The organism is Carboxylicivirga agarovorans, assembly GCF_050589845.1.
Lineage (GTDB): Bacteria > Bacteroidota > Bacteroidia > Bacteroidales > Marinilabiliaceae > Carboxylicivirga > Carboxylicivirga agarovorans.
Map to the genome: position 1 here is coordinate 448684 of NZ_JBNGPA010000003.1, position 17962 is coordinate 466645.

15 protein-coding genes are annotated in these 17962 nt (G+C 40.5%); 9 read left to right on the plus strand and 6 right to left on the minus strand.

Annotated features, from left to right (window positions below):
• Positions 1-29: 29 nt before the first annotated feature.
• Positions 30-671: an HAD family hydrolase gene (locus tag ACRD69_RS05795; protein WP_430814125.1), complete on the minus strand. Its 642-nt coding sequence runs from the start codon at positions 669-671 to the stop codon at positions 30-32.
• 230 nt (positions 672-901) lie between these two features.
• Here ACRD69_RS05795 and ACRD69_RS05800 point away from each other — a divergent pair, with 230 nt between their 5' ends.
• From ACRD69_RS05800 to ACRD69_RS05820, 5 genes are all read left to right on the plus strand, one after another.
• The gene (locus tag ACRD69_RS05800) at positions 902-2341 is read left to right on the plus strand and encodes a sensor histidine kinase (protein WP_430814126.1); all 1440 of its coding nucleotides are present in this window, start codon (positions 902-904) and stop codon (positions 2339-2341) included.
• Positions 2342-2494: 153 nt separating this feature from the next.
• The gene (lysS, locus tag ACRD69_RS05805) at positions 2495-4216 is read left to right on the plus strand and encodes a lysine--tRNA ligase (protein ID WP_430814127.1); all 1722 of its coding nucleotides are present in this window, start codon (positions 2495-2497) and stop codon (positions 4214-4216) included.
• An 89-nt stretch (positions 4217-4305) separates the two neighbouring features.
• Positions 4306-5301, plus strand: a complete 996-nt coding sequence (locus ACRD69_RS05810; RefSeq protein ID WP_430814128.1) for an NAD(P)H-dependent glycerol-3-phosphate dehydrogenase — start codon at positions 4306-4308, stop codon at positions 5299-5301.
• A gap of 139 nt (positions 5302-5440) precedes the next feature.
• Positions 5441-7090, plus strand: a complete 1650-nt coding sequence (pgi, locus tag ACRD69_RS05815) for a glucose-6-phosphate isomerase (protein ID WP_430814129.1) — start codon at positions 5441-5443, stop codon at positions 7088-7090.
• Between the two features lie 249 nt (positions 7091-7339).
• Positions 7340-7921, plus strand: coding sequence for a DUF2179 domain-containing protein (locus ACRD69_RS05820; protein ID WP_430814130.1), 582 nt, complete (start codon positions 7340-7342; stop codon positions 7919-7921).
• 102 nt (positions 7922-8023) lie between these two features.
• On the opposite strand, the gene ACRD69_RS05825 is transcribed toward ACRD69_RS05820, so the two are convergent.
• On the minus strand, positions 8024-9838 hold the full coding sequence (locus ACRD69_RS05825; protein ID WP_430814131.1) for an AMP-dependent synthetase/ligase: 1815 nt from the start codon (positions 9836-9838) through the stop codon (positions 8024-8026).
• Between the two features lie 119 nt (positions 9839-9957).
• Here ACRD69_RS05825 and ACRD69_RS05830 point away from each other — a divergent pair, with 119 nt between their 5' ends.
• The 4 genes from ACRD69_RS05830 (at position 9958) to ACRD69_RS05845 (ending at position 13005) form a co-directional block, all read left to right on the plus strand.
• Complete coding sequence (locus ACRD69_RS05830) at positions 9958-10485, plus strand: hypothetical protein (protein WP_430814132.1); 528 nt, start codon at positions 9958-9960, stop codon at positions 10483-10485.
• Between the two features lies 1 nt (position 10486).
• On the plus strand, positions 10487-10918 hold the full coding sequence (locus ACRD69_RS05835) for an SRPBCC family protein (protein WP_430814133.1): 432 nt from the start codon (positions 10487-10489) through the stop codon (positions 10916-10918).
• 2 nt (positions 10919-10920) lie between these two features.
• Complete coding sequence (locus tag ACRD69_RS05840; protein ID WP_430814134.1) at positions 10921-11727, plus strand: hypothetical protein; 807 nt, start codon at positions 10921-10923, stop codon at positions 11725-11727.
• 72 nt (positions 11728-11799) lie between these two features.
• Positions 11800-13005 (plus strand): dipeptidase, encoded by a 1206-nt coding sequence (locus ACRD69_RS05845; RefSeq protein ID WP_430814135.1) that lies wholly within the window; start codon positions 11800-11802, stop codon positions 13003-13005.
• Positions 13006-13112: 107 nt separating this feature from the next.
• Here the strand turns inward: ACRD69_RS05845 and ACRD69_RS05850 are convergent, their stop codons facing one another.
• From ACRD69_RS05850 to ACRD69_RS05865, 4 genes are all read right to left on the minus strand, one after another.
• The gene (locus ACRD69_RS05850) at positions 13113-13610 is read right to left on the minus strand and encodes a hypothetical protein (protein ID WP_430814136.1); all 498 of its coding nucleotides are present in this window, start codon (positions 13608-13610) and stop codon (positions 13113-13115) included.
• A gap of 127 nt (positions 13611-13737) precedes the next feature.
• Positions 13738-15564, minus strand: coding sequence for an ATP-binding protein (locus tag ACRD69_RS05855; RefSeq protein ID WP_430814137.1), 1827 nt, complete (start codon positions 15562-15564; stop codon positions 13738-13740).
• Positions 15565-15751: 187 nt separating this feature from the next.
• A complete protein-coding gene (locus tag ACRD69_RS05860; RefSeq protein WP_430814138.1) occupies positions 15752-16765 on the minus strand; it encodes a radical SAM/SPASM domain-containing protein in 1014 nt (337 codons plus the stop codon).
• Between the two features lie 2 nt (positions 16766-16767).
• The gene (locus tag ACRD69_RS05865) at positions 16768-17784 is read right to left on the minus strand and encodes an OmpA family protein (protein ID WP_430814139.1); all 1017 of its coding nucleotides are present in this window, start codon (positions 17782-17784) and stop codon (positions 16768-16770) included.
• Positions 17785-17962: the final 178 nt, after the last annotated feature.

Below are 17962 nucleotides of genomic sequence, written 5' to 3' on the forward strand. Positions count from 1 at the left end.
AAATATTAACCTTACCTGTCAATGTCAATCTAAGTTGACATTTTGCCAAGAATATCTGTCATTGGATCATTTTTTGAAACCAAAACAGTCTGAAAACCTAACTCATCAGCTACATCCAGGTTTAATTGCGAGTCATCTAAAAACAACGTTCTTTCGGGTTTTATACCTGTATTGGCAATAACATATTCAAACGCACCTTTATCTGGTTTACTGTGTTTTATCTCAAAGGAATAAAAGGTTTTTGTAAAATACGCTTCAATATTCTCAATGCCATAAGCCATTCGCACAAAGGTACTACGATGCAACTCGTTTGTGTTACTTAACAAATAGACAGGGACTTGCTCCTTAAGACTTTCAATGATCTGAAGACGCTCAAGCGGCAATTCAACCAACATCTGGTTCCAGGCATCGATAATCTGCTCATCTGTAGTAGTATGCGGCAATAAATCCTTAATTTGCCTGATAAAGTCTTGCGTACTTACAGCCCCCAGTTCATACTGTTTGAATAATCCATTATGGTGTCCGTGGGTAATCTGTTCTTCCAGGTTGCTTAAACCCAGTTTACTAAAAGCGCTAATGGCAGCAGCCGGACTAATATCGACGATCACTCCTCCAAGGTCAAACAAATAAGCATCAATAGTCGATGCGCTCAGTTCTTTTGTTTTTTGCATTACAAAGTGTTTACAGACAATAAGTACAAATGTAAAAACAGAATCGAAATAAATATTACGCATTAAATCGAATCTTTCCCATGTCGTTTCATACAATTAGTAGGTGTCAGGTTATCAATAATTCTTTAAATTTCTTAGTTTTGTTAATTAGAGAAAGGATAAGTGACTAATAATGACACTCCTTACCAATGACCATACATAAGCCTTGATACTGAATAAAACCGGTTAATTTGAGCATAGAAAATCAGGACATAAGAAAAAACTTCAGGCAATACCTTGAAGACATCACCATAAAGTATATTCCTGCGTTTGCCATTTCATCAATAGCGATTATCTCATGGTTTGCTTATTCGGATCTGTTTATTCGCCAAAGTGTTAATGCCTTTTACACAAGGATTATTCCCCTGATCATTGGCATATCTCTTTTATTATTTCATTATATCGATAAGGGAAAAAACAAGAACATCGAATTCAAATTGTATAACATTTATATGTTCAGTGCCCTTATAATGATGTATGCCAAATACCTTGTATACTTGCCCTTTGAAGGTGATTCTTTTTCTGTTACAGGCATCATTGTGGTTATTTTTGCAATTGCCCTAGATTATAAGGTTAGTTTCCGCGTCGCCATACTCTCATTCTTTGGTCCCCTCGCTGCCACTGTTGTTATCTTTTTATTTTTTGCAGAGCTGCCGGATTCAAAATGGGTCAATTACTCCAATTTGTTTCCAATGACCATTATCGCTTTTATCGCTAACAGGGCCCATTACAGACTTCGATTCAGGCTATTTGAATCAAACTACCTGTTGAACATCGAGAAACAAAATACCAGGGAGTTGTACGAGGAGTCATTAAGTACTAACGAATACCTTCAGGAAAAGAATGATAAAATTGAACAACAGAAGAAATCTATTATCAGTGCAAACAAAGAATTAAGAAAACTAAGCCAGACCAAAGACAAATTCTTATCTATCATATCGCATGATCTAAAAACACCATTCAACTCAATCATCGGGTTCTCGAACCTGCTGTCTGACCATTATGATGATTTTTCTGATGAGGACCGCAAGAAGTACATAAACGTTATTGATAAAAGCGCCAATAACACCTATAAATTGTTAGACAACCTGCTTGAATGGTCGCAATTGCAATATAACAGAGAAGAACTTAATCTGGAAAAAGCGAATCTCTTCCTGCTTGGCAATGAAATAATCAGCCTGCTAAAGCAGACGGCCGACGAGAAGGACATCGTTTTAATCAATAAAATAGATGCAGATACAGACATTGTTGTTGATGTCAATAAAATTAAAAGCGTTATGCGCAACCTGGTTTCCAATGCCATCAAGTTCACGTATTCGAAGGGATTTGTAACTCTTTATTGTAAGCCTGTGGATGGACACCTTGAAGTAGCGGTTGAAGATACCGGTATTGGTATTGATCGCGATAAAATAAATCGCCTTTTCAATATTTCAGAGAAAGTTTCAACTCCCGGCACCAATAGAGAAAGCGGAACTGGCTTAGGTTTACTACTTTGTGATGAGTTTATCAAACTTCATAATGGAAAAATTAGTATTGAAAGTGAACCTGGTAAAGGAACCACCTTTATGTTTACACTTCCACAAAATATCAGCACTACACAGATGTTAACCCAAGTTAAATCAACACAATAACTTGGAAATTTAACACACAAAGCAAATGCAAAAACTTCATTTTTGATGAAAAGCATTATCTTTGCAGCACTTTTCGCATTTTTTATGCTGGAAAGGTAACGGTTGGCAGTAAAATCTGTCATTTTAGTAATATTCTAAAAATAGATCAATAGAATGAGTACGTTGGAACTGAGCGAACAGGAAATTATCAGACGAAAAAGTTTAGAGGAACTAAACAAGTTGGGTATTAACGCATATCCGGCAGCAGAATTTAAAACCACTCATCTGTCAACTGAGATAAAACAGGAATTTGATCCTGAGAAAGATAACTTAAAAGAAGTTGTGATAGCCGGTCGTATCATGAGCCGTCGTATCATGGGTAAAGCTTCTTTTGCAGAGTTACAGGATTCCGAAGGACGCATACAGATCTATCTTAACCGCGACGATATGTGTCCGGATGAGGATAAAACATTATATAACACTGTGTTCAAAAAACTATTGGACATTGGTGACATTATTGGAATTAAAGGATTTGTTTTCCAGACACAAATGGGCGAAACTACTGTTCATGTGAAGGAAATGACAATTTTGAGTAAATCCCTGAAACCCCTTCCAATCGTGAAGGAAAAGGATGGTAAAACGTACGATGCCTTCTCTGATCCGGAGATGCGTTACCGTCAGCGTTATGTTGACTTAATTGTTAATCCACAGGTAAAAGAAGTTTTTGAAAAGCGTCGTACCATCATCAAGACCATGCGTGAAATGTTTGATGATGCAGGTTACCTGGAAGTGGAAACTCCAATTCTTCAACCAATTCCTGGTGGAGCATCAGCACGCCCGTTTATCACACACCACAATGCCCTGGATATTCCATTGTATATGCGTATTGCCAATGAGCTTTATTTGAAGCGACTAATTGTTGGTGGTTACGAAGGTGTGTATGAATTCGCTAAAGACTTCCGTAATGAAGGAATGGATCGCACGCATAACCCTGAATTTACGGTAATGGAAATCTACGTAGCCTATAAAGACTACAAGTGGATGATGGAATTTACCGAAACTATGTTGGAGAAAGTAGCTTTAGCACTTCACGGTACTACAGTGATTAAATTCGGTGATAAAGAAATTGATTTTAAAGCTCCATATCGTCGATTGTCAATGATAGATGCCATCAAAGAACACACTGGCATTGATATTACAGGCATGAACGAAGAACAATTGCGGAAAGTTTGTGATGACTTACATGTTGAAATAGACGAAACCTTTGGTAAGGGTAAAATGATTGATGAAATCTTTGGTGAAAAATGTGAAGGCCACATGATTCAGCCTACTTTCATCACCGATTATCCGGTTGAGATGTCACCATTGTGTAAGAAGCACCGTGACAATCCTGAATTAACCGAACGTTTTGAGCTAATGGTGAATGGTAAGGAGCTGTGTAATGCTTATACAGAGCTAAACGACCCGATTGACCAGCTTGAGCGCTTCCAGGATCAGTTGAAGTTATCTGAAAAAGGTGATGACGAAGCAATGTTTATCGATATGGATTTCGTACGTGCCCTGGAATATGGTATGCCTCCAACATCGGGCATGGGTATTGGTATCGACCGTTTAACAATGTTTATGACCGGTCAGGATTCAATCCAGGATGTTTTATTCTTCCCACAGATGCGCCCTGAGAAAAAGGTTTTACCTGATAGTGACGAGAAATTTGCCGAGTTAGGCATTGCACCTGAGTGGATCGAAGTTGTTCGTGGACTGGGTTTTTCTAAAGTAGATGCACTAAAAGAAGTGAAGCCGACAAAACTGTTCCAGGACCTTTGTGGCTATAACAAAAAGAACAAATTAGGCTTGAATAATCCATCGCAAGACGATGTAAAAGCCTGGTTAGCTTAAGAAACTATTAATTCCATAAGACAAAAAAGGCAATGTTTCCTTTTTTGTCTTATTTTTATCTCTCATTTTTAAAACTAAACTCATAATATATGGATGAATCATCAAGGATAGGCCTTATCGGTAGTGGAAGCTGGGCAACTGCTATTGCTAAGATGCTTTTAAATAATGTTCCATCCATCAATTGGTATTTCCGAAACAGAGCTCATATCGATGATTTTAAGCGCTATAAGCACAATACCAATTACCTGACCAGTGTTGAGTTTAATCCTGACAGAATTATTTTTTCTGATGATATTAACGAGGTTGTTCGTCAGTCTGATATTTTAATATTTGCTATTCCTTCAGCATTTATTAAATCAGCTCTTGAAAGCCTTGAAGAGCCGATTAAGGACAAGTTTGTGGTATCTGCCATTAAAGGGCTCGTACCTGACGAAAACCTTATAATTGGCCAGTATTTTAGTCAGAAATACAGTGTTCCAACAGAGTCTATAGGCGTTATTAGCGGACCGTGCCACGCAGAGGAGGTAGCGCTGGAACGATTATCCTATCTGACCATTGCCTGTCAGGATGTGAAACGCGCAAGAGCATTTTCAGCCTTTTTAAAGACGCCTTATATCATGACGACCATTTCTGATGATATATACGGAACTGAATATGCAGCGGTACTTAAAAATATAATGGCTGTTGCATCAGGCATATGCCATGGACTGGCTTACGGGGACAACTTCCAGGCTGTTCTTATTTCAAATGCCATCCAGGAAATGAAGCGTTTTGTAGATACAGTTCATCCGATTACACGCGATATCAAAAGCTCGGCATACCTGGGCGACTTGCTGGTAACAGCCTATTCACAATTTAGCCGGAACCGCATGTTCGGAACGATGATCGGTAAAGGCTATTCGGTAAAATATGCTCAAATGGAAATGTTGATGGTTGCTGAAGGATACTATGCCGTTAAAAGCATTCACGAAATAAATGATAAATACAAAGTTAACATGCCTATTACCGAGGCTGTCTACAATATCATCTATGAAAAAATATCTCCATCGATGGAGATACGTTTGCTAACGGAGCACTTACGATAATTGCTTCCCGCAGATTACGCGGATAAACGCAGAAAAAATAGATTTACGCAGAACTCAGCCCAGAAATACTTCAGCTTAAATCTGCGACACATGCGGGAAATTTGAAATCAATACATACAAACATACAAATACTACTAACATGTTACCAGGTATTAATCCAACTACTACCAAAGCGTGGAAAGAGCTTGAGGCGTATTATGCCCAGTTCAGTGACACGCACATGAAAGACCTTTTTGCAAAGGATAGCGGGCGTTTCGATAAATTCTCGCTACGTTTTGAAGACATTCTTTTGGATTACTCCAAAAACCGCATCGATGACAAGGTGATGTCATTGTTGTTTCAATTGGCCGAAGAATGTGGCTTAAAAGATGCTATAAACAGTGTTTTTGCCGGTGAAGCGATCAATGTAACAGAAAACCGCGCCGTATTGCATACTGCATTGCGTAACCGCAGCAATACACCTGTAATGGTTGATGGCAAAGATGTAATGCCCGATGTTAATGCTGTTCTGGACCAGATGAAAGCCTTTTCAGATAAGGTAATCTCAGGTGAATGGAAAGGTTATACAGGCAAAGCCATTACTGATATTGTTAACATTGGTATTGGTGGTTCTGACTTAGGCCCCTTAATGGTGACTGAAGCCTTGAAACCTTATAAAAAGAACGTGAACCTTCACTTTGTATCAAACGTGGACGGAACACATATTGCTGAGGCATTAAAAGTGGTGAATCCTGAAACAACTCTTTTCATCATCGCTTCAAAAACATTCACTACCCAGGAGACAATGACCAATGCCAACTCGGCTAAATCATGGTTTCTTGAAGCAGCTAAAGACGAAACTGCTGTAGCCAAGCATTTCGTGGCACTGTCGACCAATGCCGATGCAGTTGCTGCCTTTGGTATTGATACTGCCAACATGTTCGCTTTCTGGAATTGGGTAGGTGGCCGCTATTCATTATGGTCAGCTATCGGCTTAAGCATTGCCTGTGGTATTGGCTTCGATAATTTCCGCGAACTGCTGGAAGGTGCTCATGCGATGGACAATCACTTTAAATCAACGCCGTTTGAAGCCAATTTACCGGTTATACTGGCCATGATCGGCATATGGTACAATAATTTCTACGGAGCCGAAACTGAGGCTATTTTGCCTTACGATCAGTACATGCACCGTTTCTCAGCCTATTTCCAACAAGGAAACATGGAAAGTAATGGTAAATACATTGATCGCAACGGTGAGAAAGTAAACTACCAGACAGGACCAATCCTTTGGGGTGAGCCGGGCACCAATGGCCAGCACGCTTTCTACCAGTTAATTCACCAGGGTACGAAGTTGATCCCTTGTGACTTTATGGCAACAGCCAAGAGCCACAATCCACTTAGCGATCACCACCCTAAATTGTTAGCCAACTTCTTTGCTCAAACAGAAGCAATGATGGTGGGTAAGACTGAAGAACAGGTAACTGCCGAATTTAAAGCCGCCGGTAAATCAGATGAGGAGATCGCCGCCCTATTACCTTACAAAGTTTTCCTTGGTAATATTCCTACCAACTCATTTTTGATGAAGGAGTTAAACCCTCGTACATTAGGTGCTTTAATTGCCATGTATGAGCACAAAATATTCGTTCAGGGAATTATCTGGAACATTTACAGCTTCGACCAGTGGGGTGTTGAGCTGGGTAAGCAATTGGCCAACGCCATTCTTCCTGAACTTCAAAGCGATGAAGAAGTCACTTCTCATGACGCTTCTACCAACGGTTTGGTAAACGCTTATAAGGAAATGAAAAAATAACAACCGGCTTAGTCAGATTTCTAAGTAACGGAAAATACAAGGCTTTGGAAGACATTCCAGAGCCTTTGTTTTTAAACATGAAATATCGCTAACCTCCGGCGCACAACAGTATTCATTAAGTTGTTTGTAGAAAAGCAGGTTTCCAATGTCAAATGAATTAGTGCCGAACTCAGTTTATCAAATAGAAAAACCGTGTTTTTTACTAATTTCAATGCGTATTTTTGCGTTGAATATTTACAGATATAAGTTATGATTGCTGATGCAGATAGTTTTACGATCACATACATTGCCATCCCCCTGTTAATTTTCTTATCACGGGTGGCCGATGTTACCATTGGAACCTTGCGCATAGTTTTTATTTCGAAAGGATTAAAAGTACTGGCGCCTGTCCTGGGCTTTTTTGAGATTCTTATCTGGCTGTTAGCCATGTCTAAAATATTTCAAAACCTCGATAACTGGTTTTATTTTATCGCCTATGCAGGTGGCTTTGCTATGGGCAACTACATTGGCTTAAAAATTGAAGAACGCATTGCCCTTGGTTTTGTCAATATCAGGATCATTACACAGAAATCAGGCCTTGAACTGATAAAGAGTCTTACCGAAGCCGGGTATGGTGTTACTTACCTAGATGCCCATGGCAGTAAAGGACCTGTCAATATTATTTACTGTGTCTTAAAACGAAAAGATATTTCTGAGGTAACTGAAATTATAACACATTTTAATCCCAAAGCTTTTTACACACTGGAAGATATCCGTCTGACCAACTCAGGAGTTTTCAGAACACGTTCGCTGGGACACAAAAATCCGATACCTGTCAGAAAAGGGAAATAGGATTATAGCAATGAATCATTGCCGATAAAAGAAGAAAAGGGATCTGTAATAATACACATCCCTTTGTCATAACCTGAGTTCAATATATTCCTGTCAGCTTTTTCAGCTGAACTTGATCGAGCCCTTATTCTCTTCGTTTTCTTCGTAGTTATACATCTCACGGAGAATATCGGCATATTTTTTATAGATCACCCTGCGTCGCAGCTTAAGAGTTGGTGATAATTCACCACTGGCCGAAGTCCAGGCTTCATGCACCAGTCGAAAACGCTTTATCTCTTCGTGTTTACCGATCATCTTATTAAAACGCATCACTTCCTTACGGAAAACAGCAAGAACTTTCTCATCCCTGATCAGCTCCTGGTTATCGCGGAAATGCACTTTATGGTCATGCGCCCACATGTGCAGATATTCAAAGTTAGGTGCCAATAACGCACCTGCAAACTTCTCACTTTCACCTACAATTATGGCCTGCTCAATAAAATCAGACTCCTTTAATAAGTTCTCAATCGCCTGTGGAGCAATGTATTTTCCACTCGACAACTTAAACATTTCTTTCTTACGATCAGTAATTTTAAGGTATTTACCTTTAACAAGCGTACCTATATCGCCTGTGTGAAACCATCCATCCTTATCGATCACCTCAGCTGTGGTTTTTTCATCCTTGTAATAGCCCATCATAACATTAGGCCCTTTAGCAAGAATTTCGCCATCTTCATCTATTCGCACATCAACACTGTTGAATACTGTTCCAACAGTTCCAATCATCAGGTTACCGTTTTCTTCGATGTAATTAGACGCGATCACAGGCGCTGTCTCCGTTAATCCGTAACCTTCCATCAACGGAATGCCGGCAGCAAAAAACAAACGGCTTAAACGCGGCTGAAGAGCTGCTCCGCCACTAACCACAAAGCGCAACTGTCCACCAAATGCTTTTTGCCATTTTGAGAAAACCAGTTTACGGGCCAGCTTTAACTTAGCGGCATAAAGAGGATAATTATTACCATTGGTCCTGTAACGCTCACCCAGGCGCATAGCCCAGAAGAAAACAGCTTTTTGTGCTCCTGACAGGTCATTCCCTTTAGAAACCAACTTATCGTAAATACGTTCAATAACACGTGGAACTGTCACAAAGGCATTAGCCTTGATATCTTTCAGATCCTGGGCAATGGTCGCAAGATTTTCAGCATAGTAAATGCTGCATCCATTGTACTGATAAAGGTAGTTGATCATACGCTCATACACATGGCATAAGGGCAAAAAGCTTAATATCCTGTCACCGGCATTCAACGGATAACGCGGAACCGCGTCTTTCATATTGCTGATAAAGTTGCGGTGGCTTAGCATAACGCCCTTGGGGTTACCAGTGGTACCCGAGGTATATATGATCGACACCAGCTCGTCTTCGGTAATATTATCCCTGATGGCTCGAAACTCTTCCTTGCCTAAAATGCGCTTTTGCTCTCCTAAAGCTATAATTTCGCTCCAGTTGGCCACATCCTTAATATCATTAAAGGTGTATATTTCCTTTATACTGTCAATCTCCTTTGCAATTTCCTTTAATCGACGATAGAGAATGATATCAGATACAATCAGCATTTTTGCGTCACTATGCTCTAAAATGTACCTGTATTCTTCATCGGATATAGTAGGGTAAATAGGCACATGAACAACTCCGATCATCGACATGCCCATATCAACAAAATTCCATTCAGGACGATTGTTTGAAACCGTCGCAATTTTATCGCCTTTTTTAAAGCCTTTGGCCAACAAACCATAACCAAAAAGCTTGGCTTGCTCACTATATTCCTTAACACTAAACTTAACCCACTCGCCATTTCGCTTGGCGCACAATACGTCTTCTTTGTTTATGTTTTGCTTGAGATTAGCAAGCAAATCAAAGGTCCTTTTAATCTCCATAAAATTGATATATTGGATTTTCCACTCAAACTCAACCAACAAAGATATAATTTTTTTAAAAGTAGAAATTACTAATTGTAACGCTTTGGCGTTAAGCAACAATCGTGTATTTTTAAATGATGAAGAATCTGTTCCTGAAAACCATATTCTACACTCCTTTTATTGTAGTCTCAGGATTGTTGGTATATCGTATATATGACCATATTGATTATATTCAGACGATAGAATCAATGACTGGTAGAGCACTTAACTGCTATGAGGGCATATTATTGGAAGTGCTGCTGGGGCGTTATGTAACTCCCCTGATAGTAGTGATGAGTAGTATGGGGTTCCTGATTAAAAAACCAATCGGATGGATTCTACTCACCGCCTTTTATTATTTTTTGTTTTCGTTCAGTTACTTCCGCATAACAAATCTGAACGATGTTGCAGCCAGCCTTATCACTTCACTGATCTCTTCTGTATTCCTCATTATCGTCAATAGGAGTTCATACCATAACAGGTTTGTAACCAACAGATATCCCAGGCTTACAATCAACCTGTCTGCATTGCTCCTTGCCATGTCTTACAATTACATACACGGATACATTGAACTCAATAACAGCATAAGAACAATTACAGAAGCATTAACATATATCGGACATTAGTATGAAAGAAATTATTATTCAAGCGTATTTACCAGCTTCACTTGAGCAAACATGGCATGCCATAACCGACGTCGATGAAATGCGCCAATGGTTTTTTGATAATATTCCGGCATTTGAAGCAAAGGCTGGTTTTGAAACACGTTTTTTGGTTGATGCCGGCGAACGACAATTTATGCATGTCTGGCATATACTTGAGGTCAAAGAACAGCAGCTAATAAAATACCGGTGGACTTATGAGGGGTATAAAGGCGTTGGCTATGTAACATTTCGTTTAAGTAAAGTGGACGATATGACCCTCCTTCTACTGACAAGCGAAGGTCTGGATAGCTTCAAGCCCCAGGTTCCTGAATTTACACGTGAAAGCTGCACTTTGGGCTGGAAATATTTTATAAATGAGCGATTAAAAAGCTATATTGCAAAAGCAAAGCACTAACCATGAAAAAATACCGGAAGATAATTATACACGCCATTGTGTTTGTAATTTTAACATTACTGACCCAGATTGGTGGCGTTGTATATCTGATGTCTTTCGTTTTTTGTGGTCGCATCAAATACTCTTTTCCCTTGAAAGGGCTGGCTGCTTTTCTTATTATTTATGCCTTGGGCACTTTCGTTACCACCCCCATGCTTGCCAAATTATTCAACCGAGAACGCATCACCCACTACGATAATCTTCGTCCGGCTAATTACATGACAGTGCTGATGAACCGCAACTATGTGAGACCTGAAGTAAATAGCTATTTGAAATCGGTATCTGAGCAGTTAAAAGAACAAGACAGCAAGGTATGCATGCGTTACCTTGATGCCTGCTTCCCCCTGATTGATGGCTTTCCGCTATTACCGCACTTAAGTCATAACGATGGTAAAAAAATAGATCTGAGCCTGGTATACGAAAACACAGGAGGTAAAATTGTTAATTCGTCGAAATCGGTTAGTGGCTATGGTGTGTTTGAAGGCCCCAGGATTGGAGAAGTCAATCAGAACAGAGCATGCCAAACAGCTGGGTTCTCCCTGTACGACGCACCAAAGTATCTGACCCTGGGTAGCATTAACGACGACCTTCAGTTTTCTGAAAATGGGACCAGGCAATTAATGGATGCACTAACGCAACATGATGCTGTGGACAAGGTATTTCTGGAACCCCACCTTAAAGAACGTCTGCGACTAAAACACAATAAAATCCGCTTTCAGGGTTGTCACTCAGTCAGGCATGATGACCACATTCATGTGCAACTAAGGTAATATGTATAAGCTTGCAGAGTCAACACTGTAATCACAACAATATTGCTTATCATTGTACAAAAATCTACACACATGAGTTTTAAAACATTAGCCATTGCCACTTTGGGCCTATGTGCTCTAAGCGCATGCCAGACTAAACCTGTTGATGCCAATGCAGCCCATGCAAGAGCCATCACCATTGATACACATTGTGATACTCCCATGCGTTTTTTACGTGAACCATTTGACATTGGTCAAAAACATGAGGCCCCATCAAGTCGCGTTGACCTGCCACGCATGAAGGAAGGTGGATTAGATGCTATCTTCTTTGCCATCTTTACCAGTCAGCGAGAAAGAACAGATGAAAACTATGCCAAAGCCTATCAAATGGCCCATGACATGATCGATTCAACCGAAAAAGCTCTTACGCTGAATAATGAGTTGGCAACACTGGCCCTTACTGCTGATGATATATACTCCATTGAAAAAGCCGGTAAGCGCGCTATCTATCTGGGCATGGAAAATGGATTTCCCCTCAACAAAGACATCAACCGGGTAGAAGAGTTTTATAACAGAGGCGTTCGCTACATCACCCTGGCGCACACTCAAAACAATGACATATGCGACTCGTCAACCGACAAAAAGGGGGCAGAACACAATGGTTTAAGCGAATATGGAATTGATGTTGTGAAAGAAATGAATCGCCTGGGTATGCTAATCGATGTATCACATATATCTGATAAAGCTTTTTACGATGTTATTGATCAAAGCAAAGCACCTGTATTTGCTTCCCATTCATCTGTGCGCGCTCTGTGTGATCACCCGCGCAACATGGACGATAAAATGATTAAAACACTGGCAGAGCACGGAGGCGTTATTCAGATATGTATTCTTGGAGCCTACATTGAAGAAGAAGATACCACATCATTGAACTATGTTAAGAAAGAGGAACTACGACTAAAATACAACAACTGGAACTTTACATCAGACGAACAACGCAAACAAGCCTGGGCCGACTGGCGGGAGATCAATAAGAAGTACCCAGCTGTGTTACCGGATATTGCGCAGGCCGTAGATCATATTGATCACGTGGTCAAACTGGTGGGTATTGATTATGTGGGCATTGGCTCTGACTTTGATGGTGGTGGCGGATTGGCCGACTGTAAAGATGTTGCTGACTTCCCTAAGATCACTGAAGAACTGGTCAGGCGTGGATATTCAGAAGAAGACATTGCCAAAATATGGGGTGGCAACTTCTTAAGAATGTTCAGGCAGGTTGAAAATAAACGTTTAAATTGACGGTCAATAATAAACCTGTCAGCCCTAATCATATTTATCGCAACCTATAAGAATAAAAAGGCCCCTAAGGGCCTTTCTCTCATTTTATCGGGAATAGTTTAACATCGCTACCAGTTCATGATGTTATAAACTATATCAATTTCATTGTTGTAAAAAGGAGCTGGTTTAAGCGAATAACTGCCGTTAAGTTGATCCGGCTCATAATTGCAGGAGCAATTGGGATATTTAAATCCAGGCCATCCGTTTTGTGGGCTTAAAATAAAGGTATGCGAATCATACGAATTCCAGTAAATAGTGATTTTGAATATCTGCTCGTTATAATGAGGATAGTATATATAGCCCCTGGTTCCCGCGGCATTGACCTCAGCCCTGTCAAAACGAACTGCTTGTTCATTAACTATTACACGTCCGCTTAATAAGTCAACAGGTCTGTTGTTTTTATCACGGATAAATACCTGCACTTCCTTTTCGTCGTGAACATTCTGTTCAATCTTAACCTTCACTTTCAATAAGTGAGGGTCGGTGATCTCCATGTCGCTCAAAACCGACTTCGAACAACTGGTTGAGATGATGGCTACCAGTATTAATAGGTGCTTCGCTTTCATAACTTGTGGTTTATTGGTTTAACAAGCTACAGCGTATGTATAGGGCCCTGATAACATTCTCACTGTCTGTATTAGTATGACAGCCTAATGAACTTATACACGTAAAGAAAAATTCAGAAAGAATAAATTAATGACCGTTACTTGGTACAAAACGGTTAATGGTGGTAAGTAAATCGTCGTAACCAATAGGCTTGGCGATATAGTCGTCGCAGCCCGCTTCACGCGATTTTTCTTTTTCCTCAGACATGGCATAAGCCGTTTGCGCAATAACAGGTACTTTTTTGCTTAGGCTTTTTATCTCGCGGGTTGCGGTATAGCCGTCCATAGTAGGCATTTTAATATCCATTAGAACCAGGTCGATGCCTCCAACACGTTTAAACACATCTACAGCTTCCTGTCCGTCGCGTGCCCATATCAAACTGGCGTTAGACAACGCAAGTGCAACTTCAATGTATCGGAAATTATCTTCTTCGTCTTCAGCAACTAAAAATGTTTTTCCTTCCCAGTTGAAATCCTGAACTTGTTCTTTTTTCTCTGTCCTGGCGCTAACAGGTGTTGTTAAACGATGATAAGGAAGCGTAAAGTAGAAGGTTGTTCCAACCAATGGTTCCGATTCAACCCATATTTCACCACCCATTAATGTAACCAGGTGCTTGGCTATGGACAGACCAATGCCCGTTCCGCCATACAAACGTTCTTTATCGCTATTGAACTTGGAAAAGCGCTCAAAAATTTCACTTTCCTTGCCTTTTGGCAGGCCAATACCAGTATCTTTTACATAGAAGCGCAGAAACTGGTCGTCTTCCTGCGTGTACCCGAACTCAACAAAACCACGCTCGGTAAACTTCACAGCATTACCAACCAGATTAATTAAAATTTGCTGCAGGCGATGCTCATCGCTTAAAATGCGGATGTTCTGATCACTGATTCCTTCTTTCAGGTATAATTTAAGATTAAAAAGACCACGTCGTTTAATATCATCCTGAAACGATTCATACACCTGCATCAATACATCATGTAATTTACAGGGGGCGTTTTTAATCTGAAGCTGACCACTGTCAATCTTTGAAATATCAATAATATCTTCAACCAGGGTAAGGAGGTTTTTACCGTTGATACGAATCAGATTAATAAACTCTTCTTTTTCCCCCATGCTGATATCAGGGTGGGATAATAAATTTGAGAAGCCAAGAATGGCATTCATGGGCGTTCTGATCTCGTGTGACATGTTTGACAAAAATGCAGTCTTAAGATGATCGCTTTCTTCGGCTTTACGCTTGGCCAAAGTCAGATCTTCATGTTCACGACGCAGTAGCCTCCTGAAACGGGTTTCCTTTTCAAGGTTGAATATTAATCCGTTAAGCAAACTTACCAGCGGGAAGAGTGTGACAAGTGCGATAACCAGAAATACAACCGAAGACTGTATGTACTCGTTGATCGGAATACTTGCTTCAAATGGTAAAGGTATAAGCGGATTATAAAGAATTACACCAATGATAGCCAGGGTTGTTGTGATGGTCACTAATGACATCCAGGCACGTCGCTGACTAACCAGGATTCCGGACAACAATGAATAGGATATGAAAAAGGCATAAGCCAATGATGAACTATTGGTTTCAAGCAGTGAATAAACACCGATGAGATAGATCAAAAACAAGAGCCACGAGACCCTGAATTTATGTGGCAGACTTCGTACCGTTGTGGCAAATACCGCTGAGAAGAAGACAAAAGATGCAAAAATCGCATAGGCAAATTCACCCTTTTCGAGATAGGAAAGCCCCAAATACAGGTATACGACCAGTCCGATAAAAATAACACCAACAGAGAAAAAATGGAAAATACGCTCACGCCAATAGTGCAGGCCATCACCTGATCGTAGGCTGGTTGGTCCTAACCTCCTACGAATAAACACGTCTAGTTTTCGATATAATCTAGCCTTAGTAACTCTTCCCATAGTTTGAATAAGGCGTTATTTGGTGCGCAATGTCAACGGTTTTTTAGAATTCTGTGCTAAAGTTAAATAATTATAACACTTAATCTAGTTATTTGATTGAATTTTTATGAAGTGATTTACCAACAGCCAAAATTCATAGATAAATAAGGCTGGTTAAAGGATTTGGAGGGTGCGAACAGGCATGCATTTAAAACAAACGTCTTCCCTCCGGGCAGTTCCTGCATATTGAAATTTTGGAGCGGTCTTTAAAGACTGATGCCTTAAATGAAAGACTCTCCTTGCTGCTCCAAAGTTCTTTAACTGAATGGCTTTGAGTATTTCCAAATGCATATTCAGCATCCTTATCGTAACAGCAGGGGGCAAATCGTCCGTCCCAGGTGGCTGTAGCCGAATGCCATTGTCGCCAGCAGCGGTTGTTACTTTCGGCTTTAAGACTTTTCCCCAGACTGTCAGCATAGCGGCTAAAACGTGCGTTTAATGGTGGCCGCATGGTACCAAAATCGTTAAGTTGAGCCGTTTTGATTTCCAGTTTGTCAACCTTTAGCCGGCGAGCCAGTCGTTTGATCTGAGGAATCTCACGCTCGTTATGGTGGAAAACCAGAAATTGCATCACAATAATCGGAAAAGCAGAGCGTGCCCGTGCTTTCGCCCTCACAACATCGATAATGCCTTGTCGCACTTTGGTAAAATTACCACCAACACGGTATAAACCATAACTTTCCTGACTGGTGCCGTCAACTGAAAAAATAATGCGGCTTAAACCACCGCTTACAAGTTCGTCGGCAATAGCCGGTGTTATGTAGTGACCATTGGTTGAAGTGGAGGTGTACAAACCATGCTTGCCGGCTTCTTTCAGCATTTCTCCAAAACCCGGGTGCATCATAGGTTCTCCCTGAACATACAGATTCAGATACAAAAGTTCGGGCGAAAGGTCATTGAGGATCTTTTTGAAGTGCTCCATTTCCATCATACCACGCGGACGCTTTAGTAAATTGGCACCTGTGGGGCATTCGGGACACTTAAGGTTACAAACACTTGTTGGCTCTATGGCAAAAGCCATTGGTTTACCTTTTAGCCACACTTTTTTCTGTCGATAGCTGAACAGGTAGGATACAAGCAATTTCAGGGCATTGCTGATCCGGCGATAATTGATTACTCGCAGTATCGCCCATGCTTCAAGAAAAAATGCCCTGAGTGCCATGATTAATCCATTTGTAATAAATTAAATACCTCTGACCAACGAGGCGTAAGAATAATTTCCGTTCTCCTGTTCTTTTGAAGTGCAACAGGTGTATTGTTCTCGTCCAGTGGGATATACTTGCTTCTTCCCGAGGCTGAAATGCGACGTGGATCTATTGTACTGTTATCGATTAGTATTCGCACAACAGACGTGGCACGCTTCACACTTAAATCCCAGTTATCCTTTAACTCACCACGACCGTTGTATGGAACATTATCCGTATGGCCTTCAACCATTATGTCAATATCAGGATTCTGTTCCAGAACGCCGGCAATCTTTTTAATTGCCGAAACACCTTCCTGGTTAACATTATACCGACCCGATTGAAACAACAATTTTTCCTCCATGGAAACATATACTTTTCCATCTTTCATATGTACCTGAAGTTCATCTCCCGAATAGCCTTTAAGAGCATCGCTTATGGTGCTTTTTAAGGCGTGCATGGCAGCGTCTTTCTGCGACAGCATGTTCTCCAGTTCCATAAGACGCTTACTTTGTTCGTCCATCTTTTGTTGTGCCAGTTCCAGTTCAGCCTGGGCCATTTCAAGGCTTCTCTTTTTATCATTCAAGGCCTGTTCGGCGACCATCAATTCATCTTCGCGTCGCTGCAAATCCTCCTGTAGCTCCTGCAAAAAAGCCATGAGCTTTTTATTATCCATGTCTTGAGACGAGCTTGCCTTAAGACCTCCCAGCACATCGGCGTAGTTAGTGTTTAAGTCATCATAACGCTGTTGCAGTCGACGGTTCTGACGCCCTAGCCTGGCGGTATCCTGAGTGAGTAGTTCAACCTTTTTCTTATAGCGGTCAAGGTCTGAGTTTAACTCCCTGTTTTCTACTTTAAGGTCATCATTTTCTTTAGCTATCTGGTTGGTCTCTTGTTCCAGTTGTGAGTTTTCTTCTTTAACCTCTTCAAATTGTTTCAATGGGACACAAGCTACCAGTAAGCAGACCGATAGCGATAAATAAAGTAAATGCTTCATGTTGTTTTGATTGTTTTCCACTCAAAGATTACAAAAAATACTGAAAGGTCAATATTTGAAAAGGGAAGGCGGAGGTATAAATTATTGCCAAAATAAACACAAAAAACAACGAGGTGCAAGTCTGCAGCATTCATGTGTTGAATAATATTTTATAATTGAATTGATAGTGAAGGACCGG